General features: G+C 72.3%; 18 protein-coding genes. 10 read left to right on the plus strand and 8 right to left on the minus strand.

The features are described from left to right. Positions 1-74: 74 nt before the first annotated feature. The gene (locus ACIQ6Y_RS04530; RefSeq protein WP_404032784.1) at positions 75-1,043 is read right to left on the minus strand and encodes a protein phosphatase 2C domain-containing protein; all 969 of its coding nucleotides are present in this window, start codon (positions 1,041-1,043) and stop codon (positions 75-77) included. 1,514 nt (positions 1,044-2,557) lie between these two features. Between ACIQ6Y_RS04530 and ACIQ6Y_RS04535 the strand changes: the two genes are divergently transcribed. The 3 genes from ACIQ6Y_RS04535 to ACIQ6Y_RS04545 all read left to right on the plus strand — a co-directional run bounded on the left by ACIQ6Y_RS04535 (position 2,558) and on the right by ACIQ6Y_RS04545 (position 4,530). Continuing rightward, on the plus strand, positions 2,558-3,541 hold the full coding sequence (locus ACIQ6Y_RS04535; protein WP_404032787.1) for a helix-turn-helix domain-containing protein: 984 nt from the start codon (positions 2,558-2,560) through the stop codon (positions 3,539-3,541). Between the two features lie 55 nt (positions 3,542-3,596). Next, complete coding sequence (locus ACIQ6Y_RS04540; RefSeq protein ID WP_404032790.1) at positions 3,597-4,079, plus strand: DUF456 domain-containing protein; 483 nt, start codon at positions 3,597-3,599, stop codon at positions 4,077-4,079. Between the two features lie 82 nt (positions 4,080-4,161). Beyond that, positions 4,162-4,530 carry a PPOX class F420-dependent oxidoreductase gene (locus ACIQ6Y_RS04545; RefSeq protein WP_404032793.1) on the plus strand — a complete coding sequence of 123 codons (369 nt, stop codon included), beginning with the start codon at positions 4,162-4,164 and terminating at the stop codon, positions 4,528-4,530. On the opposite strand, the gene ACIQ6Y_RS04550 is transcribed toward ACIQ6Y_RS04545, so the two are convergent. The 5 genes from ACIQ6Y_RS04550 to ACIQ6Y_RS04570 all read right to left on the minus strand — a co-directional run bounded on the left by ACIQ6Y_RS04550 (position 4,527) and on the right by ACIQ6Y_RS04570 (position 9,931). Further along, positions 4,527-5,009, minus strand: a complete 483-nt coding sequence (locus ACIQ6Y_RS04550; protein ID WP_404032797.1) for a methylated-DNA--[protein]-cysteine S-methyltransferase — start codon at positions 5,007-5,009, stop codon at positions 4,527-4,529. The genes ACIQ6Y_RS04545 and ACIQ6Y_RS04550 overlap by 4 nt on opposite strands. Then, positions 5,006-6,415 carry a DNA-3-methyladenine glycosylase 2 family protein gene (locus tag ACIQ6Y_RS04555; RefSeq protein ID WP_404032800.1) on the minus strand — a complete coding sequence of 470 codons (1,410 nt, stop codon included), beginning with the start codon at positions 6,413-6,415 and terminating at the stop codon, positions 5,006-5,008. Before ACIQ6Y_RS04555 ends, ACIQ6Y_RS04550 begins: the two co-directional genes overlap by 4 nt. A 149-nt stretch (positions 6,416-6,564) precedes the next feature. Beyond that, positions 6,565-7,662, minus strand: a complete 1,098-nt coding sequence (gene rsgA / locus ACIQ6Y_RS04560; RefSeq protein WP_404032803.1) for a ribosome small subunit-dependent GTPase A — start codon at positions 7,660-7,662, stop codon at positions 6,565-6,567. 210 nt (positions 7,663-7,872) lie between these two features. Further along, positions 7,873-9,198 carry a radical SAM protein gene (locus ACIQ6Y_RS04565; RefSeq protein WP_404032805.1) on the minus strand — a complete coding sequence of 442 codons (1,326 nt, stop codon included), beginning with the start codon at positions 9,196-9,198 and terminating at the stop codon, positions 7,873-7,875. A gap of 58 nt (positions 9,199-9,256) precedes the next feature. Beyond that, positions 9,257-9,931, minus strand: coding sequence for a pyridoxamine 5'-phosphate oxidase family protein (locus tag ACIQ6Y_RS04570; protein ID WP_404032808.1), 675 nt, complete (start codon positions 9,929-9,931; stop codon positions 9,257-9,259). 100 nt (positions 9,932-10,031) lie between these two features. Between ACIQ6Y_RS04570 and ACIQ6Y_RS04575 the strand changes: the two genes are divergently transcribed. The 7 genes from ACIQ6Y_RS04575 to ACIQ6Y_RS04605 all read left to right on the plus strand — a co-directional run bounded on the left by ACIQ6Y_RS04575 (position 10,032) and on the right by ACIQ6Y_RS04605 (position 20,597). Further along, positions 10,032-11,276: an FAD-binding protein gene (locus ACIQ6Y_RS04575; RefSeq protein WP_404032811.1), complete on the plus strand. Its 1,245-nt coding sequence runs from the start codon at positions 10,032-10,034 to the stop codon at positions 11,274-11,276. Between the two features lie 127 nt (positions 11,277-11,403). Then, the gene (locus tag ACIQ6Y_RS04580) at positions 11,404-12,651 is read left to right on the plus strand and encodes an ROK family transcriptional regulator (RefSeq protein WP_404032814.1); all 1,248 of its coding nucleotides are present in this window, start codon (positions 11,404-11,406) and stop codon (positions 12,649-12,651) included. Between the two features lie 15 nt (positions 12,652-12,666). Continuing rightward, the gene (locus ACIQ6Y_RS04585; protein ID WP_404032817.1) at positions 12,667-14,496 is read left to right on the plus strand and encodes a glycoside hydrolase; all 1,830 of its coding nucleotides are present in this window, start codon (positions 12,667-12,669) and stop codon (positions 14,494-14,496) included. Between the two features lie 175 nt (positions 14,497-14,671). Then, positions 14,672-15,937, plus strand: a complete 1,266-nt coding sequence (locus tag ACIQ6Y_RS04590) for an ABC transporter substrate-binding protein (RefSeq protein WP_404032820.1) — start codon at positions 14,672-14,674, stop codon at positions 15,935-15,937. Further along, entirely contained in the window at positions 15,934-16,884 is a 951-nt protein-coding gene (locus ACIQ6Y_RS04595; protein WP_404032823.1) for a carbohydrate ABC transporter permease, read from the plus strand. Before ACIQ6Y_RS04590 ends, ACIQ6Y_RS04595 begins: the two co-directional genes overlap by 4 nt. Beyond that, positions 16,881-17,726, plus strand: a complete 846-nt coding sequence (locus ACIQ6Y_RS04600) for a carbohydrate ABC transporter permease (RefSeq protein ID WP_404032825.1) — start codon at positions 16,881-16,883, stop codon at positions 17,724-17,726. Before ACIQ6Y_RS04595 ends, ACIQ6Y_RS04600 begins: the two co-directional genes overlap by 4 nt. Before the next feature lie 12 nt (positions 17,727-17,738). Further along, entirely contained in the window at positions 17,739-20,597 is a 2,859-nt protein-coding gene (locus tag ACIQ6Y_RS04605; RefSeq protein WP_404032827.1) for a glycoside hydrolase family 2 TIM barrel-domain containing protein, read from the plus strand. A gap of 16 nt (positions 20,598-20,613) precedes the next feature. Here the strand turns inward: ACIQ6Y_RS04605 and ACIQ6Y_RS04610 are convergent, their stop codons facing one another. After that, positions 20,614-21,126, minus strand: coding sequence for a hypothetical protein (locus ACIQ6Y_RS04610; protein ID WP_404032830.1), 513 nt, complete (start codon positions 21,124-21,126; stop codon positions 20,614-20,616). Continuing rightward, complete coding sequence (locus tag ACIQ6Y_RS04615) at positions 21,123-22,835, minus strand: PHP domain-containing protein (protein ID WP_404032833.1); 1,713 nt, start codon at positions 22,833-22,835, stop codon at positions 21,123-21,125. Before ACIQ6Y_RS04615 ends, ACIQ6Y_RS04610 begins: the two co-directional genes overlap by 4 nt. Between the last annotated feature and the right edge of the window lie 12 nt (positions 22,836-22,847).

A 22,847-nucleotide genomic window follows, 5' to 3' on the forward strand; every position in this document is an offset into this window, starting at 1 on the left:
TGTGGTGTGCCCCTTCGGTCCGACGGAAGGATTCGCTGGGCTTCGCGCCTTCCATCAATCCACACCCGGCGCCGCTACGCCTCCCACACGGCGGCCGCCGTACGGTCGTCGGCGTAGCCCTTGACCCGCACCTGGGTGTCGGCGAGGAACGCGGCGAGGCCGGGCGGTTCCTGGCCGGACCACCGCTCGGTGAGGTGCGCGGACAGTTCCGGTTCGCCGCGCAGGGGTTCGGCGAGGCCGCCCGAGCACAGCAGGAGGGTGTCACCCGGCCGGGCTACCGAGGCACGGAAGCGGAAGGGTTCGCGGGGCGGCTGCGGGGCCGGTTCGTAAGGGCTCGGGGGTGTGGGGATGCCGAGGTCCATGGTGAGCCGGTCGCCTTCGGGCGTCTCGGCGGGAGGGCTGGGCGGGCCGGACGGTGAGCCGAACCCGACGACGGGTTCGCCGGTGACGTCCCCTGCCGTGGGCTCGATGTCCTGCCACACGCCGTCCCGCAGCCGGAACAGTCCGCCCGCGCCGACTCCGAAGAACACGCGCGTACGACAGTCGGGGTCGGCCGGGAGCAGCAGACAGCGCAGGGTGGCCGCGTACTCCTCCGGGGAGACGCCCTGCTCGACCGCGCTGGCGCGCAGCCTGCCGAGGCTGCGGTCGGTGAGGCGGTGCAGCCCGGACTTCAGGTCACCGCGCCGGGCCGCGCGAATGTCCTCCGCGAGCCGGGCGTGGCTGCGGCCGACGGCCCGTCCGATCCACTGACACACCTCGGCCGCCGCCCGGTGCGCCCCCGCCGTCGCCCGCGCCCCGGTCGCCATCGCGACCAGCACCAACGCCTGCTCACCGGTGCCGAACCGCGCGACGAGCAACGAGTCCCGCCGCGGCTCCCCCCGATACCGCGCCGAGTCCCCCCTGACCGACACCGCCCTGAGCGTCCCGCTCCCGCACCGCGCGCCCTCCAGCACGGTGTCCGCGACCAGCTCCGCGAGGTCCTCGGGGTCGGCCGGCGGCAGCGCCGTGGGCTCCGGCTCGTACGTGGGCGGCCCCGACCCCACATGAGCGACCCTCGGCCTGTCCTGCACCCCGAGCACGGACACCTCACCCGTGGTCGCGGCGGTACTGCCCCCAGGGGCGCCGGGCTCAGCCGCAAAGGTCGTCGGCCCTTCCGGCCCGGCGGCCGGGGGCTCCCAGGGGGCACGCGGACGGAAGGGACGGGGGCGGGTGGATGGGGTCTGGGCGGGGCGGGGGTCAGCGATGGGACGGGGGTCGGCGACGGGACGGGGGTCCGCGACGGGACGGGGTTCAGCATCGCGACGGGGATCGGCATCGCGACGGGGTTCACCATCGCGACGGGGATCGGCGACGCCGGGGGGCTCGCCGACCGGGTCGTCCCCCTCGGCGGAACCGGCCCCGGCATCGGCGCGGGGCGCCGGAAGGGGCCTGGGTGAGCCGGCTCGGCCGCTTCCGGGCGGGCCCTGTGCGGCCGGGGGCCCGTCGGCCGCCGCGTCCTGCGCGACGGCGGGGCCGTCGGCCGACGCGTCCGGCACGGCAGCAGGCCCATGAGCCGTCGCTTCCTGCACGACAGCAGGCCCCTGGGCCGACGCGTCCCGCGCGGCAGGGGGCCTCTCCGCCGACGCGTCTTGCACGACGGCAGGCCCCTGAGCCGACGCGTCCCGCGCTGAAGCAGGCCCCCCGCCTGGCGCGTCCTGCACCGCAGCCGAACCCTCGCCGGACACGTCCCGCACGACAGGAGGCCCCTCGCCCGCCGCACCCGGCACCGCACCGTGCACCGTGGCAGACCCCCCACCCGGCACCCCCGGCAACCGCCCCGGGCGGGTGTCCTCGGGTGACGCGTCCCGCCGTCGGTCCTGCGGAGCCACCGGCGGCGACGGTGACGGCGACGGGACCTGCTCCCCCGGAGCGTCGGCCGGGCGGCGAGCCCCCGGCAGGGTCCCGGACGGCGTGCTCGGACCGGTCGCCCCGTCCTTCGGGACCGTCAGCCCCGAGGCGGAGGCGTAGCGGTCGTCGAGGGAGTCCGGGGTGGGTGTGGGGCCGGTGTCGTGGGTGGAGTCGTCGTACAGCTGCCCCCACCAGTCGTCCTCGGGACCGGGACCGGTGGGCCTTCCCCCCTGCTGGCTCATGACCCTCATTGTCCACCGCACGGGCCGGTTGAAAACGGGGCATCCGGAAAATCCCGTGCGCGCGAGGGCTGCTGACACCCTGTCGGGGACGGGACGAACGGGCGTACGAGGGTGGCCACCGGGCGGTTCCACCCCCCACGGGAGAACCGCCCGGCGACATGGGAGTGACCCGGATCCGGGATCCCCTGCGCAGAACGCGTCTCGGACCCGGGCCACCGCCTGGGGAACGACCGCCGGCGCGTCGTCGCGCGGGCCGGCCTCGTCCGGGAAAGCGGACGTCGAGGCACCGGCCACCGCGGCCGTGGACCCACCTTGGCAGAGTGATCGGGTGTACGGGGATGATGGGCGCGGCGGGTTTGCGCCGTGGCTGTTTCCCGCCACGGCCGGCCCGCGTGGAGTCGGCGATTCCGGGGAGGGACGACGCCTTGATGCTGGCGGCGATAGGGCTGGACGAGACACACGAGTCGGCTTACCGGGCGCTGGTGGCGGTGGGCGCGGCCGACATCCCGGACCTGGCCCGGCGGCTGACCCTCGGCGAGCAGGACACCGAGCGCGTGCTGCGTGGTCTGGAGCGGCACGGTCTGGCCGCGCAGACCCCGGCCCGCCCCGGCCGCTGGGTCGCCGCCCCGCCGGGCGTGGCGCTGGGCGCCCTGCTCACCCAGCGGCGGCACGAGCTGGAGCAGGCGGAGCTGGCGGCGGCGCTGCTCGCCGAGGAGTACCGGGCGGCCGCGGCCGAGCCCGCCGTGCACGACCTGGTCGAGGTGGTGATCGGCGCGGCGGCCGTCACCCAGCGCTTCCTCCAGCTCCAGCTGGGCGCCGCGGAGGAGGTGTGCGCCCTGGTCACCGGCAACCCGGTGGCGGTCACCGGGATGGAGAACGAGGCCGAGGAGCGGGCCGCCGAGCGCGGGGTGCGCTACCGGGTGGTGCTGGAGCGTGCGGTGCTGGACCGGCCGGAGGGCATGACGGAGCTGAGCGCCGCGCTGGGCCGGGACGAGCAGGTGCGGGTGGTGGACAAGGTGCCGACGAAGCTGGTCGTCGTCGACCGTTCGCTGGCGCTGGTGCCGCTGACCTCGCACACCGCCGAGCCGGCCGCGCTGGTGGTGCACGCCAGCGGCCTTCTGGAGCTGCTGTCGGGCCTGTTCGAGTCGGTGTGGCGGGAGGCGCTGCCGCTGCGGCTCGGCGCGTCCGGAGTCACCGAGCAGGGCCCCGACGGGCCGGACGCCGCCGACCTGGAGATCCTCTCGCTGCTGCTGGCGGGCCTGACCGACGCGAGCGTCGCCAAGCAGCTCGACCTGGGCCTGCGGACCGTACAGCGCCGGGTGAAGCGCCTGATGGAGCTGACGGGGGTGACGACCCGCCTGCAACTGGGCTGGCACGCCTACGAGCGCGGCTGGGTCGCCCGCGAACGCTGACCCCTCGGGCGCCCTCCGACCTGCGGCTCCCGCGGTCCTCCGGCACGCTGGGCAGATGGGCGTGTGGGAGCTCCTGCTGGTCGGCACGGTGATCCTGCTGGGCCTTGGCGGGGTGCTGGTGCCCGGTGTCCCGGGGTCGTGGCTGGTGTGGGCCGCGGTGCTGTGGTGGGCGCTGAAGGACCCCCAGCCGGTGGCATGGGCGGTCCTGGTCGGCGCCACCCTCGCGCTGTTCCTGTCCCAGGTGGTGCGCTGGTCGCTGCCGCCCCGCCGGCTGCGCGAGAGCGGCGCGACACCCCGCATGGGCGTGTACGCGGGAGCCGGGGCGTTCCTCGGGTTCTTCCTGATCCCCGTACTGGGGGCGATCCCCGGTTTCATGGCCGGCATCTACCTGTGCGAGCGGCTGCGCCTCGGCCGGCACGGCGCGGCGCGGGCGGCGCTGCGCACGGCCATGCGCCAGGGCGGCTCCAGCGTGCTGGCGGAGCTGTTCACCTGCCAGCTGATCGCGGGCGCGTGGCTCGGGGCGGTGCTGTGGGGGTGAGCGGCGGGGTAACCGGCGTAGGCCTCAGGCCCTAGGACGAGAACCCGATGTGCCGCCGGTGCGCGCGTGCTTGGCTGCTCGCATGACCGCATTCACGGAGGCCGAGCGCCTGTATCTGACGTCGCAGCGGCTGGGACGGCTGGCGACCGTCGACCCGAACGGCCAGCCGCAGGCGAACCCGGTGGGCTTCTTCCCCCAGGACGACGGCACGATCCTGGTCGGCGGCTACGCCCTGGGCCGCACCAAGAAGTGGCGCAACCTCCGGCAGAACCCGAAGGTGGCCCTGGTCGTCGACGACGTGGTGAGCGTACGGCCCTGGCGGGTGCGCGGCGTCGACATCCGCGGCGACGCGGAACTCCTCACCGGGCCTCACGACCTGGGCGCCCACTTCAGCGAGGAGCTGATCCGCATCCACCCGCGCCGCATCCACAGCTGGGGCCTGGAGGACTAGAGAATCCCCTCCAGCGCGAGCAGGTGCCGCTTGCGGTCCAGGCCGGCCGCGTAGCCCGTGAGGGAGCCGTCCGCGCCGATCACCCGGTGGCAGGGGCGCAGCACGAGCAGCGGGTTGGCGCCGACGGCGGTGCCGACGGCCCGGACGGCGGCCCGGGAGGCGCCGATGCGGGCGGCGATCTCGCCGTAGCTGACGGTCGCCCCGTAGGGAACGGAGTCCAGGGCCTCCCACACCCGCTCGCGGAACGCGGTGCCCTCGCCGCGCAGCGGCAGCCGGAACTCCTTCAGGTCGCCCGCGAAGTACGCGGCGAGCTGCTCCTCGGCCTCCCGGAACAGCTCCGGGTCGTGCCGCCAGCCGTCCCGCACGCTCCGGCCGCCCTTCTGCTCGGGCAGGGACAGCGAGGTCAGGGTGCCGTCGGGGTCGGCGGTCAGCAGGACGGGGCCCAGCGGGCTGTCGAGGCGGGTCCAGTGCGTGGTCATGCGTCGGTCTCCAGGTCTTCGGCCGTCCGCAGATGACGTACGGCGTACGAGCGCCAGGGGCGCCAGGTGTCGGGGACGTCCACGCCGGGGGGCGCGACGTCGGGGTCGCCGAGGGCGCGGGTGCGGATGGCGGCGACGGTCGCGGGGTCCGCCTCGGGGAGCGCCAGCAGGGCCGCCTCTGCGTCGTCCCGGTCCGCGCCGGCGTCCAGGCGTACGGCCCCGTCGGCGAGGGCGACGGCCAGTGCGCCCGCCCGGCCGTGCGGCTCGGCCTCGGCGAGGACGGCCGGCTCGGGGAAGAGGTGGGTGAGGCTGCCGCAGGGCGCGTCGAGCGTCTTGCCGTACGCCTGGACGAGCCGTGCGGCCTCCGCCCGCCCGGCCAGCGCCCGCACGGCGAACTCCTCCGGGTCGGCCGCTCCGGGCGAGCGCAGCCCCGGCCGTGCGGCGACCAGCGGGGCGAGCCGCGGATCGGCGCCGAGCCGCTCGTCGACGGCGTACGGATCGGCGTCCAGGTCGAACAGCCGGCGCAGCCGCTGTACGGCGGTCGTCAGATCGCGCGGGTCGGTGAGGTGCAGCCGGGCGTCCAGCCAGCCGCCGGGATGAGCGGCTGACGGTCCCGCCGAGGCCCCGCCGGGCCGCTCCTCGACGGCCACGATCCCGGTGCCGTACGGCAGCCGCAGCGTACGCCGGTAGACGCGCGCCCCGGCCGGACCGCTCATCTCCTCCACCCCGGGCACGGCCTCCCGCGCGAGCAGATCGAAGACACCGGCGGCGTGGTAGGGCCCTCGGTGGGCGAGCCGCAGCGGGATTCCGGCGGTCGGGGTGCCGCCCCGCCGGGGCCGGTGCCCGCCCCGGGGCGCCGCGGCGCGCAGGGCGCTCGGGGTGAGCGCGTACACGTCCTTGACGGTGTCGTTGAACTGCCGCACGCTCGCGAACCCGGACGCGAAGGCGATCTCGGTCACCGGCAGCCCGGTCGTCTGCAGCAGCACCCGCGCGGTGTGCGCCCGCTGGGCCCGGGCCAGCGCGACCGGCCCGGCGCCCAGCTCGGCGGTGAGCTGCCGCTGCACCTGCCGCGCGCTGTAGCCGAGCCGCGCGGCAAGTCCTGCGACACCCTCCCGGTCGACGACGCCGTCGCCGATCAGCCGCATGGCCCGCCCGACGACATCCGCCCGCGCGTTCCAGTCGGCCGACCCCGGCACCGCGTCCGGCCGGCACCGCCGGCAGGCCCGGAACCCCGAGCCCTGGGCGGCGGCGGCCGTCGCGAAGAACCGCACGTTCCGCCGCCGCGGCGTCACCGCCGGGCAGCTGGGCCGGCAGTAGATCCCGGTCGTCGAGACGGCGAAGAAGAACTCCCCGTCGAACCGGGCGTCCCGGCTACGAACGGCCTCGTACCTGCTGTCGTCGTCCATCACACAATCAAGTGTCCGAGAGGACGGAGACCGCTGCTAGCGGAAATCGGACATGGAGATTTTGACGCCCTGAGGGGCGTGCCCCCAGGGGCGCGGGGAACTGCGCGACCAGCCACACACAACCCGCACCCCGAAGACGACGACAACCCCTAACGGCGCCCCCGCTTCATCTCCATCGCCGCCCGCCCCTCGGCCCCCCTCCGCTTCCACTCCTTCCGGATCTCGGCCCGAAGCCGCGCATCGGTCTTGGCCACGATCCGCTGGTTCTCCCGCAGCAGCTTCCGATAGCTCTCCAGCCGCCGCACGGGCAGCTCACCGCTCTCCACAGCGGAGCGCACCGCGCAGCCGGGCTCGGCCTCGTGCGCGCAGTCGTGGAAGCGGCACCGGGAGGCGAACTCCTCGATCTCCGAGAAGGTCTGCCCCACCCCGGTCTCGGCGTCCCACAGGCCCACGCCCCGCAGCCCCGGTGTGTCGATGAGCGCGCCCCCGCCGGGGAGCAGCAGCAGGTTGCGGGTCGTGGTGGTGTGGCGGCCCTTGCCGTCGACGTCCCGGGCGGCCCGGACGTCCATGACGTCCTGTCCGAGCAGCGCGTTGGCGAGGGACGACTTGCCCGCCCCGGACTGGCCGAGCAGTACGGACGTACCGTCGCCGACGACCGCGGCGAGGACGTCGAGGCCGGTTCCGTCGAGGGCGCTGACGGTCAGCACGCTCACGCCGGGCGCGCTGGTCTCCACGTCCTGGACGAGGTGCGCCAGGGTGACCGGGTCGGGCACGAGGTCCGCCTTGGTCAGGACGACGATCGGCTGGGCGCCCGATTCCCAGGCCAGGGCGAGGAACCGTTCGACGCGGCCGAGGTCGAGTTCGACGGCGAGGGACACGGCGACGACGGCGTGGTCGACGTTGGACGCGAGGATCTGCCCCTCGGACCGCTTGGAGGAGGTGGACCGCACGAAGGCGGTGCGGCGCGGCAGATACGCGCGTACATAGCGGGGATTGCCGCCGGGTTCGAGGGCGACCCAGTCGCCGGTGCACACGACCCGCAGCGGGTCGTGCGGGGTGACGAACGCGGTGTCGGCGCGTACGACCCCGTCGGCGGTGACGACGTCGCACTGCCCCCGGTCGACGCGGATCACGCGGCCGGGGAGCAGGCCTTCGGTGTCGTGGCGGGCGAATGCGTCCGCCCATGCCTCGTCCCAGCCGTAGGGAGCGAGAGCGGAGAAAACGTCAGCAGAGGTGCTGGAGTTCAACGGGGAACCCTTCACAAGGTCTGGCCCCGGCGAAGGAGGTTCGAGAGTCAGCCGGTGGCCATGGAGGTGGACGTGATGATCTGAGTGCGGGCAGCGCCCATCGCAGTGACAGCCATCGGTCGACACCTCCTCCGAGAACTCACAACTCGCCTGAACAACAACGCTCACACCGTATCCGGGCCCCCCGTGGGCCCGTCAACGGGTTTTCCGCTACCCGACGGTCGCCGTCTCCTCCTCCGCCGGGAGGCTGTCCATGAAGGAGCTGACGGAGAACACCGCGCGGCCGGGTCCGGGCCGGCCGTAGCCGGGCGGGGAGCTGAGGCCGAAGTCGTCCATGGTGGCGCGGTAGGCCTCCAGGAGGCGGATGTGGTACTCCAGCGGCGCGCCCTGCGGGTTGGCCTTGCCGAGCGGGGTGGTGGGCTCGGGGCACCAGGTGGTGAAGCGGGGCGTGATGCCGTGGGACATGAAGAAGCGCAGGCCCTCGGTGGTGGAGGCGATGGCCTCGTCGACCGTCTTGAAGCCGAAGGGCTCGGCCATCTCCACGCCGGCCACGAAGTTGGGGATGACGTTGCGGGCGCCGAAGATCTCCGCCGAGTCCAGGATGCGCTTGTGCCACTCGTCGCGGCCGACGTAGCGCTCCTTGCCGGGGCAGTACATCTTGAACAGGTACTCGTCCCACACCTCGTAGTTGGGGTGGTAGATCTGCACGCCGTAGTCCTTGAACCGCTGCACGTCGTCGCGCGGCAGCGCCTGGGCGACGACCTTGCCGATCCAGCGGCCGGGGAAGCGCTCCTCGATGGCCTTGGCGTACTGGCCGTAGAAGTCGGCCTCGTCGCGGCCGGCAACGGTCTTGGTGATGGCGCCGCCGGTCAGGGTGTACGCGGTGGACGCCTTGGCGGTGTCGTACCGGTTGATGATCTCCAGCGCCTCCAGGACCTCCTCCACGTCCTTGACGCCGGTGTAGGGCCGGCCGGCCGCCTTGTGCTGGCGCCAGTTGTGGTTGATGTCGCAGTACTGGCACTCCTCCTTGGCGCCGAAGTACTGGCAGACCCGGAAGACCGTCAGGTAGATCAGGTAGCCCCACTGGATGGTGGGGGCGACCTCCATGACGGACTTGCCGTTGGAGAGCTTGTGCCGGTAGTACTCCGGCATCGGCGGCACACCGACGTCGGCGATGCGCTTGCCGTCGAGGTAGAGGCCGAGCAGGCCCTCCTCGTCGGCGGCGACGCGGTAGGGCGAAGCGGGGTTCACCCGGACGGAGACGACCGTGCGGCGCAGGTCGTAGGGGCCGCCGGTGAGGATGATCTCCTCGGGCGGGCGGCGCAGGGCGGCCTCGCCCAGCTCGGGGAGGGTGCCGTGGTCGAAGGAGAAGATGAAGTAGGACTTCGGCTTCACCTCGCCGCCCTCGTTGTCGCTGAGGGCGGACGCGTCGAAGGCCACACCTCCGCGGAGCAGGTCCTCCTTGAAGACGGCCTCCCGCGGCACGTGCGGGAAGCGCTCCATCAGATCCTCGACGAGCGCGGTGCGGCTGCCCATCCCGTGTCTCCTCCCGATTCGGACGTACGACTCCTCACGGTATGCCCCCGCCTGAGCGTCACCCCTGCCGGGTCCCCTCCCGGCGCGCGATGTGCCCCGGGACGGGGGTGTCCCGCGGGAGCACGGGGTCGGTGACGGGAGCGCCCCAGACGGTGGTGAGCGGCAGGGTGCCGGCCCACAGGCCGAGGGCGGCGTCGGGTCCGGTGCCGTCGTCGGGCGCCCCGGTGCGGATCTTGACCGAGGCCTCCTCCAGGGACACGGCGAGGAGGGTGGTGGCGGCGAGTTCCTTGCGGCTGGGGAGGCGGGCGTACGACCACTGGCCCGGGGCGGCATGCTCGGTGAGCAGGCGCAGTCCCTCCAGCTTCTCCTCGGGGTCGGTGACCGTGCGGGCCTCGCCGTGGATCACGGCGCTGCGGTAGTTCACGCCGTGCTCGAACACGGACTGGGCAAGGACGAGCCCGTCGACGTGTGTGACGGTCACGCAGACGGAGACCTCGCCCGCGAGGCTGCGGCTGGCCACGGAGCCGTGGAGGTAGAGGTTCAGGTCGTCGCGGCCGTAGACGGTCGGCACGACCAGGGGCCGTCCCTCGATCACCACGCCCAGATGGCAGACGAAGGCGGCGTCTAGGATCGCGTGGAGATCGTTCCGGGACAGGCTGCCCTGCTCGCGCAGGCGGCGGTGCCGGGTCAGCTCGGTCTGCGGGAGGGTGGCGGCGGGCGGCTGTGAGGTCATACGCCGGAAGCTATCGAATTCGCCCGCCTGAGCGCCATGCCGCTGCGAAAACAGTGGCTCAGAGCAGCTTGTTCGACGAAATCAGTGGAGGGGATCGTCGATGGCCGAAACGGTGACCAACTGGGCGGGCAACATCACCTATGCCGCCGGGGAACTGCACCGCCCGCACGCGCACGACGCGCTCAGGGCGCTGGTCGCTCAGAGCGCGGCGGTGCGGGTGCTGGGCAGCGGGCACTCCTTCAACGAGATCGCCGAGCCGGGGGCGCACGGGGTGCTGCTCTCGCTGGACGGGCTGCCCGCCGAGCTCGACGTGGACACCGCGGCGCGGACCGTACGGGTCGGCGGCGGGGTGCGGTACGCCCGGCTCGCCGAGGCCGTGCACGCGCACGGGCTCGCGCTGGCGAACATGGCCTCGCTGCCGCACATCTCGGTCGCCGGGTCCGTGGCGACCGGCACCCACGGGTCGGGCGTGGGCAACGGGCCGCTCGCGGCGGCCGTGCGCGAGGTGGAGCTGGTCACCGCCGACGGCTCCGTCCTCCTGATCGGCCGGGGCGACGCACGCTTCGGCGGCGCGGTCACCGCCCTCGGCGCACTCGGGGTCGTCACCGCACTCACCCTCGACCTCGAGCTCGCCTTCGAGGTCGAGCAGCATGTGTTCACCGAACTGCCCCTTGCCGGGCTGGACTTCGAGCAGGTGGCCGGTGCGGCGTACAGCGTGAGCCTGTTCACCGACTGGCGTGCGCCGGGCTTTCGGCAGGTGTGGCTCAAGCGGCGCACCGACCAGCCGCTCGGCTCCTTCCCCTGGGCCGCGCCCGCGACCGAGAAGCTGCACCCGGTGCCCGGGATGCCCGCGGTGAACTGCACCGAGCAGTTCGGCGTGCCGGGGCCCTGGCACGAGCGGCTGCCGCACTTCCGGGCCGAGTTCACGCCCAGCAGCGGGCAGGAGCTGCAGAGCGAGTACCTGATGGCGCGGTCCGACGCGCCGAAGGCGCTGGACGCGCTCGACCGGGTGCGGGACACCATCGCGCCCGTGCTGCAGATCTGCGAGGTGCGCACGGTCGCCGCCGACGAGCAGTGGCTGAGCCCGGCGTACGGGCGGGACTCGGTCGCCGTGCACTTCACCTGGATCGCGGACACGGCGGCTGTGCTGCCGGTGGTGCGGGTGGTGGAGGAGGCGCTGGAGCCGTTCGCGGCGCGGCCGCACTGGGGGAAGGTGTTCGCGATGCCGGCGGCCGGCGTGCGCGCCCTGTACCCGCGGCTGGACGACTTCGCGGCGCTGGTACGGGAGTTGGACCCGGCGGGGAAGTTCACCAACGCGTTCGTGCGCGGGGTCCTCGAAGGCTGACCTCGCGGCGGCCGACTTCGTAAACCCCCTTTCCTAACCCCTTGTAGAAAGCCCGCGCAGCCCATAGCCTGGCGCGGCGCCGGAGCGCTGTGACCCGGCGGCTTCGAACAGGGAGGGGGACAGGCCGGTGAAGCGCACCTCACGTGACATCCGCACCGCGAACCGCTACGAGGTGCTGCGCCAGATCATCGCCGCGTCCCCCACCTCCCGGCAGGAGCTGGCGGCCGCCACGGGGCTCAGTCTCGCCACGGTCGCCACGCTGGTCGGCGAGCTGCTCGACCTCGGCATGATCACCGAGGTCGGCTTCGAGGACTCGGCGGGCGGCCGGCCGCGCGGGCTGGTCGCGGTCAACGCCTCCGGCGGCGCGCTGATCGGGGTCGACATCGCGGAGACGTACGTCCATGTCGAGCTGTTCGACCTCGCGCTGAACGTGCTGGCGCGGGCCGATGAGGACATGCGGCCCGGCGAGAGCCGACCCGAGCAGGTGGTCGGCCATGTGGCGGCCGCCGTGGGCTCGGTGGTCGCCCAGGCCGGGGTCGAGGGCGCCCGGGTGCTGGGCGTCGGGGTGAGCGTGCCGGGGCAGGTCAACCGGGACACCGGCGTGTCGGAGTACGCCCCGAACTGGGACTGGCACGACGTGCCGCTGCTCGACCTGCTCGGCGAGCACATCGCCTACCCGCTCCACCTGGACAACCCCTTGCGCGCCTGCGCGGTGGCCGAGCTGTGGTTCGGCGCGGCGCGCGGCCACGCGGACGCCGTGGTGGTCAACCTCGGCACCGGCGTCGGGGCCGGGCTGGTGCTCGGCGGCGGGGTGCACCGCGGGGTGAGCAACAGCGCGGGCGAGTGGGGTCACACCACGCTCGTGCTGGACGGGCGGCTGTGCCACTGCGGCAACCACGGCTGTGTGGAGACCTATGTCGGCGCGCCCGGGATCATGCTGAACCTGCGGGAGTTGAGCCCGGGTTCGGCCCTGCTGCACCCCGGGGACCAGACCGCGACGATCGACGCGCTGGCCCGCGGGGTCGCCTCGGGCGACCCGGTGGCGGTGAAGGTGGTCCGCGACACCGCCCGCTACCTCGGCGCCGCGATCGCCGACCTGGTCAACGTCCTCAACCCCGAGGTGGTCGTGCTCTCCAGCTGGGTCGCGGCCGGCCTCGGTGAACCGCTGCTCGCCGAGGTGCGCGAGGCCGTCGCCCGGCACGCGCTGAAGCGGCCGCTGGCCGCCACCGAGATCGTCCTCTCCCCGATCCCCACCGACCCGGTGTGCCTGGGCGCGGCCACGTTCGCGCTCGAAGGCGCGCTGCAGTCGGTCGGGCAGAGGAACAGCACCAAGCGCACCACCCCCGCAAGGAGCCGTACCGCACCACCTTCATGACGACGGAAGGGATGCATGTTGACGCGCACCGAGAGATTCGCCCTGGTGACAGCCGCAGCCGCACTCACGGGGGCGCTGCTCGGCTCCCCGCCCGCGAGTGCCGCCGCACCGGCCGCGGCCGAGGTCTCCCCCCACGCCGCCCAGACCATCGACAACATCGGCGCGTCCGGCGCCTGGTGGGTCAACGACCTGAAGAACTTCGACCCGGCCGTGCAGGCCCGCGTGGCGCGGCTGCTGTTCTCGCCGAACGGCCTGGACCTGAGCAGTTACCGCTACAACATCGGCGGCGGCGGTACGTCCGTCACCACCCCGTCCCGCGCCCCGGAGGACTTCCGCGACGCCGACGGGACGTACGACTGGAGCAGGGACCGGGGCGGCCGTACGTTCCTGAAGTACGCGGCCGAGTACGGCGTCGAGGACCTGATCGCCTTCGTGAACAGCGCGCCTGCCGAGTGGAAGACCAACGGCAAGAGCTGCGGCGGCTATCTGAAGGACGAGAACACCCAGGACTTCGCCCGCTACATCGCCGACGTCACCGACCACTTCGCCGCGCAGGGCGCCCGGTTCGACTACATCAGCCCCTTCAACGAGCCCACCAACAGCTTCGACTCCTGCGGCCAGGAGGGCATGCTGGTGCCCGTCGCCCAACGCGACGACATCGTCCGGGCGTTGGGCGCCGAGCAGCGCGCCAGGCAGCAGCGGACCGGCATCATCGCCGACGAGTCCAGCTCCACGGTGAGCTTCAACACCGAGGTGCCGCAGTGGATCTCGCAGCCGGGCACCGCGCAGTACGTCTCCAAGCTCGCGCATCACACGTACAACAACCCCGGTGACGACCAGCGGGCGAAGATCTACGAGACGTCGAAGTCGGTGGGGAAGCAGTCCTGGTCGACGGAGATCTGCTGCTTCGGCAAGGGCGGCACCGGCTGGGCGCAGGAGTACGACCCGACCATCGACGGCGGCCTCAACCTCTCCCGGATCATCCACAAGGACTTCGCCACCGCCCATGACTCGGCGTTCCAGTGGTGGGTGGCCCTGTCGGAGATGGTCGGCACGGACCCGTACGCGCGCAACGACTCCGGCTGGAACGACGGCCTGCTCTACTACGACCCCGACTACGCGACGAACGGCAACCAGACGCTGTACTTCACCAAGCGGTACTACGCGCTCGGCCAGTACAGCAAGTTCGTGAAACCGGGCGCGGTGCTGCACGACGTCACCGGGGCGCCCGCGGGCGTCGAGGTCAGCGCCTACACCCACAAGGGCCGGTGGATCGTGGTGGTCAACAACCACAACACCACCGACACGGCGCTGAACCTGCACTTCAACAACGCCGGGCCCAGCCGCACCCTGAAGGCGGTGCGCACCTCGGCGACCGAGAACTGGGCGAAGGTGGCCGAGCCGTCCGTCTCCGACGGCACCCTCTCCGCGACGCTCGCGGCCCGCTCCATCACGACGTACGTCCTCGACGGCAAGGGCGGTGAGTCCACCGCGGTGACGGGCGCCTGGCAGGGCCGGCACTCCGGCAAGTGCCTGACGGCGGACGCCTCGGGGGCCGCGATCCGCACCTGCACCGGCGGGGCCGAGCAGCAGTGGTCGTACGACGCCCAGGGTGCGCTGAAGGGGCCCGACGGGTTTCTCACGGCCGGGAGTTCGGGTCTCACCACGAGCGCCGGTTTCACCGGTGACGCCGGGCAGCGGTGGCTGCTGAACGGCAACGGGCAGATCGTGAGCGAGGCGTCCGGGAAGTGCCTGGACGTCAGCGGGCAGGCGACCGCGGACGGCAGCAGGGTGATCCTCTACAGCTGCACCGGCGGCACCAACCAGACCTGGTCCAGGGGCTGACAACTCACCTGCGGCGGGCCGTCGTTGCGGCGGCCCGCCCTTCGTCACGTCCGTCATACCGAACGCCGCGCAACGCTTCGCACAGACTTCGTCCAACCCCTTGCCGAAGCCTTAGCCGAAGGTTAACGTCCCCGCACCGCAACCACCCTCTTCGAGCCGAGACAAGGACGTCACCATGTCGGCATTCAGCAACAACTCCTGGGACCGCCGATCCGTGCTGCGGGCCGCGATGGGCCTGGCCGCCGCCGGCGGTCTCGCCGCGTGCGGCGGCAACAACGGCCGTGGCGGCGGGGCGGGTTCCGGCACGAACCTGGTGCAGTACTTCCACGCGTACGGCGAGGCGGGCACCGAGCAGGCCGTCAAGCGGTACGCGAAGGACTACGGCAAGGCGAACGTGACCACGCAGTGGATCACCGGCTCGAACTTCGAGAGCAAGCTGTTCTCGGCCCTGCTGACCGACAACGCCCCGGACGTCTTCGAGTTCCACCCGCAGATCCAGCTCGTCCGCAGCGGCCAGGTGGCGGATCTCAGCGACCTGGTGAACCCCGTCAAGGACGACTTCAACCAGGCCGACATCGCCTCGCACACCATCGACGGCAAGATATGGGGCGTCCGGATGATCGACGACCCGCAGTTCTTCTACTACCGCAGGTCGATGCTTCAGAAGGCGGGTGTCGAGCCGCCCACCACCCTCGACGAGCTGGTCGAGGCGGCCGCCAAGCTCACCACCGACAAGGTCAAGGGCGTCTTCCTCGGCAACACCATCGTGCCGGTGATGAACCCGCTGATCTGGTCCACGGGCGCGGACACCCTCGACGACAAGAACCGGATCGCCTACCACACGCCCGAGGTCGCGGCCGGTCTGAAGAAGCTGCGCGGCATGTTCGCGGACGGGCATCTGCTGCTGGACGCGCCCGCCGACTGGTGGGACCCGTCGGCGATCACGCAGGGCCTGGTCGCCATGCAGTGGTGCGGGATGTGGGCCATGCCGGTGATCCAGAAGGCGCTCGGCGACGACGTCGGCATCATCCCCTTCCCCAGCGCGGCGAGCGGCGCGAAGCCCGCGGTCGTCAACGGCGGCTGGTCGATGTTCGTCAACGCCAAGTCGAAGCATGTCGACGAGGCGAAGGAATACGTCAAGTGGCTGTGGATCGACCAGCAGGAGCACCAGGAGGACTGGGCGCTGTCCTACGGCTTCCACATCCCGCCGCGCACCTCGCTCGCCGCGTCGGCAGGCAAGCTGAAGTCGGGCCTGGCCGCCGAAGGCGTCAAGCTGTTCAACGAGTTCGGGCACTTCGACAACCCGGCCTGGACGCAGGCGATGATCGTCGCCCTGGAGGGCGTGATCGCCGACTCGGTGCGCAAGGGCGGTGACCCGGAGGCCGCGCTCGACAAGGCCGACAAGATCGTGAACCGCGAGCTGAAGAAGCTGTTCGGATGACCGCCACCGTGACACGGCCGCGCGAGGCCGGGGCCGTCACCCGGACACGCGGACGCGGGGTCCGGGGCCGTACGCTCAGCTTCTGGCTGTTCACCGGCCCGTTCCTGATCGGGCTCGCGGTCTTCGTCTACATCCCGATCGGCTGGAGCGCCTACCTCTCCTTCTTCGAGGCGCGCTACACGGTCACGCCGAGCACGTTCGTCGGGTTCGACAACTACCGGTACATGCTGACGAACGACAAGTTCGTCGACTCCCTCGTCACCTTCACGGTGTTCGCCGCGATCATCGTGCCGATCACCTGGGCGCTGTCCCTGGGACTGGCGCTGATGGTGCACCGGCTGCGGTTCATGCAGGCGTTCTTCCGGTCGGTGTTCTTCCTGCCGACCGCCGTCAGCTTCGTGGCCGCCTCGCTGATCTGGAAGATGTCCGTGTTCAGCGGGGTGCGGTTCGGCCTGGCCAACACCGTGCTCGGCTGGTTCGGCGCCGACAACATCGCCTGGCTCGCCAACCCGGACCCGCCCTGGTACTGGCTGGTCATCGTCACCGTACGGCTGTGGCTGCAGGCCGGCTTCTACATGATCCTGTTCCTGGCCGCCCTGCAGAACATCCCGCCGGAACTGTACGAGGCCGCCGCCATCGACGGGGCGAAGCCGGGCTGGCAGACCTTCCGGCACGTCACCCTGCCGCAGTTGCGGGCGACGTCGACGGCCGTGGTCCTGCTGCTGCTCGTGGCGGCGTACCAGGCCTTCGACGAGTTCTTCAACCTGCTCACCAAGACGACCTGGGGCCGTCCGCCGCTGGTCGAGCTGTACTACACGGCGCTCGGCGAGAACCAGGACTACGGCGCCGGCAGCGCGGGCGCGATGGTCCTGACCCTGCTGATCTGTGTCGTCACCCTGCTCCAGGGCAAGGTCATGGGATTCGGAAGGGGGGAGGAGTCCAGATGACCACCAAGGTCCGGCGCGGCAGCGTCCTCGGCTCCACCGGCCTCTACATCGCCACCGGCATGGCCGCGCTCCTCTTCCTCGTCCCCTTCTATCTGATCGTCCGCAACGCCCTGTCCACGGACACCGAGATCACCGGCGAGAACTGGAAGTTCTTCCCCACGGACATCCAATGGGGCAATCTCACCGAGCTGTTCGACGACCCGACGGTGCCCTTCGCGCAGTCGCTGTGGAACTCGGCCGTCGTCGGGGTGCTGCACACCGTCGGCACCCTGCTGGTGTGCTCGCTCGCGGGCTACGGCCTGGCGCGCATCCCGTACCGGCACGCGAACAAGATCTTCTACGGCGTGCTGGTGACCCTGATGGTGCCGACGGCCGTCACGTTCGTGCCGAGCTTCGTGCTGGTGTCGTCCCTGGGCTGGGTCTCCTCCTTGCGCGGGCTGGTGATCCCGGGGCTGTTCAGCGGCTTCACCTGCTTCCTGTTCAGGCAGTACTTCCTCGGCTTCCCCCGGGAGCTGGAGGAGGCGGCGCGGGTCGACGGGCTCGGCTACTGGGGCGCGTACTGGCGGATCGTGGTGCCCAACTCGCTGAACTTCTTCGCCGCGATCGCGACCATCACCTTCATCAGCGGCTGGAACGCCTTCCTGTGGCCGCTGGTCATCGGCCAGGACGAGCAGGCGTGGACGGTGCAGGTCGCGCTCTCGTCGTACATGACCAACCAGACCGTCAACTTCCATCTGATCTTCATGGCCACCGCCATCTCCGTCCTGCCCCTGGTCTTCGTGTTCCTGTTCCTCCAGCGCTGGCTGGTGCAGGGCGTCGCGCAGACCGGCATCAAGGGCTGAACCAGGAGTCCCATGTCTTTCCGTACGACCTCTCCCTCGGCCGGCTACATCGAGGACGTCTCTCCCGGCAGCGGCGCCCTGCCGCCCCGCGCTTGGTACGCGTCTTCCGATGCGAAGTCCTTTTCGCTCAGCGGCAGTTGGCGCTTCCGCCTGTCGGCGACTGCTGACGCCGAGGACGATTCCTTCGCCGCGCCGGGCTACGACGCCTCCGACTGGGCCTCGTTGACCGTGCCCGGGCACTGGGTACTGCAGGGCCATGGCGCGCCGATCTACACCAACCACCTCTACCCCTTCCCGGTCGACCCGCCGCGGGTGCCGACCGAGAACCCCACCGGCGACCACCTCCGCCACTTCGACCTGCCCGAGGGATGGCCCGCGGACGGCGGCGCGACCCTGCGCTTCGACGGTGTGGAGTCGGCCGCGCGGGTGTGGCTGAACGGCATGGACCTCGGCGAGTTCAAGGGCTCGCGGCTGCCGCACGAGTTCGCGGTGGGGCATCTGCTGAAGCCGAGCGGCAATGTGCTCGCCGTGCGCGTCCACCAGTGGTCGGCCGGCTCGTACCTGGAGGACCAGGACCAGTGGTGGCTGCCGGGCATCTTCCGTGACGTGACGCTGCTGCACCGCCCGGCGGGGTGCGCGCGGGACTTCTTCGTGCACGCCTCGTACGACCATGTCACCGGCGAGGGCACCCTGCGCGTCGAGTCGGAGGCCGAAGGCCGGGTGACTGTCGCCGAGTTGGGCGTGGACGTGGCGACCGGCGAGCCGGTGACCGTCCCCGTCGAGCCGTGGACGGCGGAGACGCCCCGGCTGTACGACGGGGTGCTGGTCTGCGCGGGCGAACGGGTGCCGCTGCGGATCGGCTTCCGCACGGTCGTCCTGGAGGACGGGCTGATCAAGGTCAACGGCAGGCCTGTGCTGTTCAAGGGTGTCAACCGGCACGAGTGGCATCCGCGCACCGGCCGCGCGCTGGACCTCGCGACCATGCGCGAGGACGTGCTGCTGATGAAGCGGCACAACGTCAACGCGGTGCGCACCTCGCACTACCCGCCTCACCCGGCCTTCCTCGACCTGTGCGACGAGCTCGGCCTGTGGGTGATCGACGAGTGCGACCTGGAGACCCACGGCTTCACCGAGCAGGGCTGGCGGGACAACCCCGTCGACGACGACCGCTGGACCCCGGCCCTGCTGGACCGGGCCGCGCGGATGGTCGAGCGGGACAAGAACCACCCGTCGGTGGTGATCTGGTCGCTCGGCAACGAGGCGGGCACGGGCCGGGGGCTCACGGCGATGGCCGAGTGGATCCACGCCCGCGACAGCTCCCGGCTGGTGCACTACGAGGGCGACCTCGACTGCCGGGACACGGACATGTATTCGCGGATGTACGCCGACCACGCCGAGATCGAGCGCATCGGGCGCGGCCTGGACGGCGGCACGGGCAGACGCCGCCGACTGCCCTTCATCCTGTGCGAGTACGCGCACGCGATGGGCAACGGCCCCGGGGGACTGGCCGACTACCAGCGGCTGTTCGAGCGTTACGACCGGCTCCAGGGCGCCTTCGTCTGGGAGTGGATCGACCACGGCATCGAGCACCCCGAGCTGGGCTACGCCTATGGCGGCGACTTCGGCGAGGAGCTGCACGACGGCAACTTCGTCTGCGACGGGCTGCTCTTCCCGGACCGGCAACCCTCCCCCGGGCTGCTGGAGTTCAAGAAGGTGATCGAGCCGGTCCGCATCGAGGGCGACGGCACGGCCGTACGGGTCACCAACCTCCAGGACTTCGCCGATCTGTCGACGCTGGCCTTCGAGTGGTCGTACCAGGTGGACGGCGAGACCGTGGCCCACGGCCCGCTGGAGGTGCCCGCTCTGGCGCCCGGTGAGTCGGCCGAGGTCAAGCTGCCCCCGGCGCCCGCGGACGTACGGGGTGACGGCGAGACCCGGTGGACGGTGCGGGCCCTGCTGGCCGAGGACACGGCGTGGGCGGGCCGGGGTCATGAGGTGGCCTGGGGGCAGGCGGCGGTGAACCCGCGGCCCCGGCCCACGGTGGCCGCCACGGAGCTGCCGGTCCGCGGCGAGCGGCTGATCACGCTCGGCCCCGCCGCCTTCGACGCCCGCACCGGCGCGCTGTCCGCCATCGGCGGCGTCCGGGTGGCGGACCTCCGCCTGGACGTGTGGCGGGCCCCGACCGACAACGACGAGGGCGCCCCCTGGCAGCCCGACCTGCGCTACGGCACGCTGTGGCGCACGCTCGGCCTGCACCGCATGCGGCACCGGCTGGACGCGGTCGAGGCGGGCGAGGACGCTCTGACCGTCCGCACCCGGGTGGCGCCGGCCGCGCGCGAGGTGGGCCTCGCGACGGTGTACCGCTGGACGTCCGACGGCACCCGGCTGAAGCTGACCGTGTCCGTGACGCCCGAGGGCGACTGGACGGTGCCGCTCCCCCGGCTGGGCATCCGCTTCGGGCTGTCCTCGGCGGACCGGGTGCGCTGGTTCGGGGGCGGTCCGGGCGAGGCCTACCCGGACACCGAGGCGGCCTCTCGCCCGGGCCGTTGGGAGGCGACGGTGGACGACCTCCAGACGCCGTACGTCCGCCCGCAGGAGAACGGGGCCCGGGCGGACGTCCGTTGGGCCGAACTGGGCGGCCTGCGGATCGAGGGCGACCCGGAGTTCTGGTTCACCGCCCGGCGGTGGACGACCGAGCAGCTGGACGCGGCCGCGCACCGCACGGACCTGGTGCCGGGCGACACGGTGTGGGTGAACCTCGACCACGGGCAGCACGGCATCGGCTCGCAGTCCTGCGGTCCGGGCCCGCTGCCGCGGTATCGCCTTGCCGCCTCTCCCACGGAGTTCTCGTTCGTGTTCACCGCGGACTGAGGCTCGTCACGGCTGTTCAGTGGTCGGCGCAGCACGGTGTCGGGTGCGGGACCTCGAACGGCACGAGGACCCCGCCCGCGGCGGGCTGGACGGCGAGGACCAGAGCGCCGTCCAGCCACTGCGGGCGGACATGGTCACGCGTCACCACACGCGTCCGCGGGTCCGGCTCGCCTGGTGTACCGAGGACCGTCACCTGGTCGATCGCGCTGCGGGAGAGCAGCTCGGCGACCGTGAGCGTGCCCGTCAGCGCGCCGGCGCCCGGGTAGAGGACGGCGCGGCCGACGACGCCCGGGAGCCCGTCCGTCACGTCGTACGACCGGGCGGTCAGGCGGGTGCGGGTGTCGCTCAGCGTCTCCTCGGTGGGGAGGGTGAGGGAGACCGCCACGCGCGGCCGGCCGTCGTGCAGCAGATGCGTGCAGCCGAACGTGCCCTCGGGGAGGGCGAGTTCGGCCGCCAGCGTGTGCAGCAGGCGGTCGGCCGCGCGCAGGTCCGTCAGGCCCGCGTCCACGGTGAGGGCGCGGCCGGTCATGCGGGCAGGACCCACACCGGGTTGGAGTAGAACCACAGGTCCCGCCACGGGTCGGCGTCTCCTACGACGTCCAGGGCCGGCCCCGCCGGGTCGACGGCCGCGCCCAGCGCGCCGACCGCGCCGCGGTTGCCGTCGGTGCCGCGCAGCCGGACGTAGACGGGCCGGTCGACCCGGCCGAGGTCGTAGGTGAGGCGGACGGTGCCGGTCGCCTTGTTCACCTCGTACGACTTCACGACCCTGGCCGTCGGCGCGGTGAAGGTGTCCTTGTCCCGCACCTCGCCCGTCACGTCGCCCTGGATGACGTCGACACGGGCCAGCTTGGGCAGGAAACCGGCCCAGTTGGGGCCGCCGGCCAGGGCGATGTCCACGCTCAGGGTGACGCCGGTGCCCTTCTTCACCTGAAGGGCACCGCCCAGGGTGGCCCAGCGGCCGCCGCCGGCGAGACGGGCGTCGAGGCCGCTGATGAGCTGCCCGTGATCGACCCAGATGCGGCCGGCGCGGATGCCGTCCATGACGGCGGCGTAGGAGAAGCCGTCGGCTCCCACATGGGTACGGCTGTACTGGCCGGGCCAGTAGTCGCCCTGGGTGACGTCGATCCTGCCGCCGTAGACCGGGTCCTGGTAGCGGCCGTCGGCGTTGAAGTCGCCGCCGGGGCCGCGTACGGCGGTGTCGGCGTAGACCTGGTGGGAGTCGGAGTTGGCGGTGATCCACCAGGGCTTGCCCTCGGCGAGGAGGCTGTCCCACAGGCCGCCGACGGTGGCGGTCATCCAGTCGAAGCCGCCCCAGGTGCGGTAGCTCTCCAGCGGGTAGCCGGGGAAGGAGTTGGCGCTGGGGTTGTTGTCGTAGATGCCGCGGGCGCGGCCCATGCCGAGCGGGGCGGGCAGTCCTGCGGCCTGGTGACCGGGGGCGCCCTCGAAGCCGACCGCGATCTGCCGGCCGGGGGCCGTGGCGTCGCGCCAGCCGCGGATCTCGTGCGGGGAGTCCACGCCGCGCCGCGCGGGATGGTTGGCGAGCATCAGGGCGTCCTTGACCTTGCGGCGCTGCACCTGCTCCGCAAGGAAGTTGAGACCGGCGACGGCCAGGGCCTCGTTGGCGGGCGTGGATTCGGAGGCGCCCTTGACGCTGCCGTCGTAGTCGGTCTCGAACTGCTTGAGGACCTCGACCTCGTTGCGTCCGGGGTGCACGAAGACCGTGCCGTGCTCGGCGGCCGGGATGTTCCACTCCAGGCCCTGGAAGACGAGGGTGTCCTCGTAGGCCTCGCGGGCCTCGCGGATGTCCGGGTTGACCTTCTCCACGCCGATCTTCGCGTGGGTGGCGCTGCCGTGGTCGGTGATGACCAGCCAGTCCATGCCGTGCCGGGCGCCCTGGCGGACCTGATCGACGACACGGTACTTGCCGTCGCTGCTGTACTGGGTGTGGATGTGGTGGTCGCCGGCCAGCCACAGGAAGCCGTCCCGCCTGCGGGCGACCGGGGCGGCGTCCGCCGCGGCCGGCTGCGGGGTGAGGACACTCGCGGTGGCGAGGCCCGCGCCGAGCAGGCCCGCGCGGCGCAGCAGGGAACGGCGGGAGTGCTGCTCGGGGGTGAGCGCCTCGTCGGGCACCGAGGTGTCGAAGGCGGCGGGCAGGGCGGGCCCCTCGTGCGGGTGCTCGTGGGGGTGGCTGTGGTCGTGGTGGTGGTGCGTGTGGCCGTGGTGATGTCCGTGACCCATCGGTGCCTGCCT

Source organism: Streptomyces sp. NPDC096205 (assembly GCF_044763135.1).
Lineage (GTDB): Bacteria > Actinomycetota > Actinomycetes > Streptomycetales > Streptomycetaceae > Streptomyces.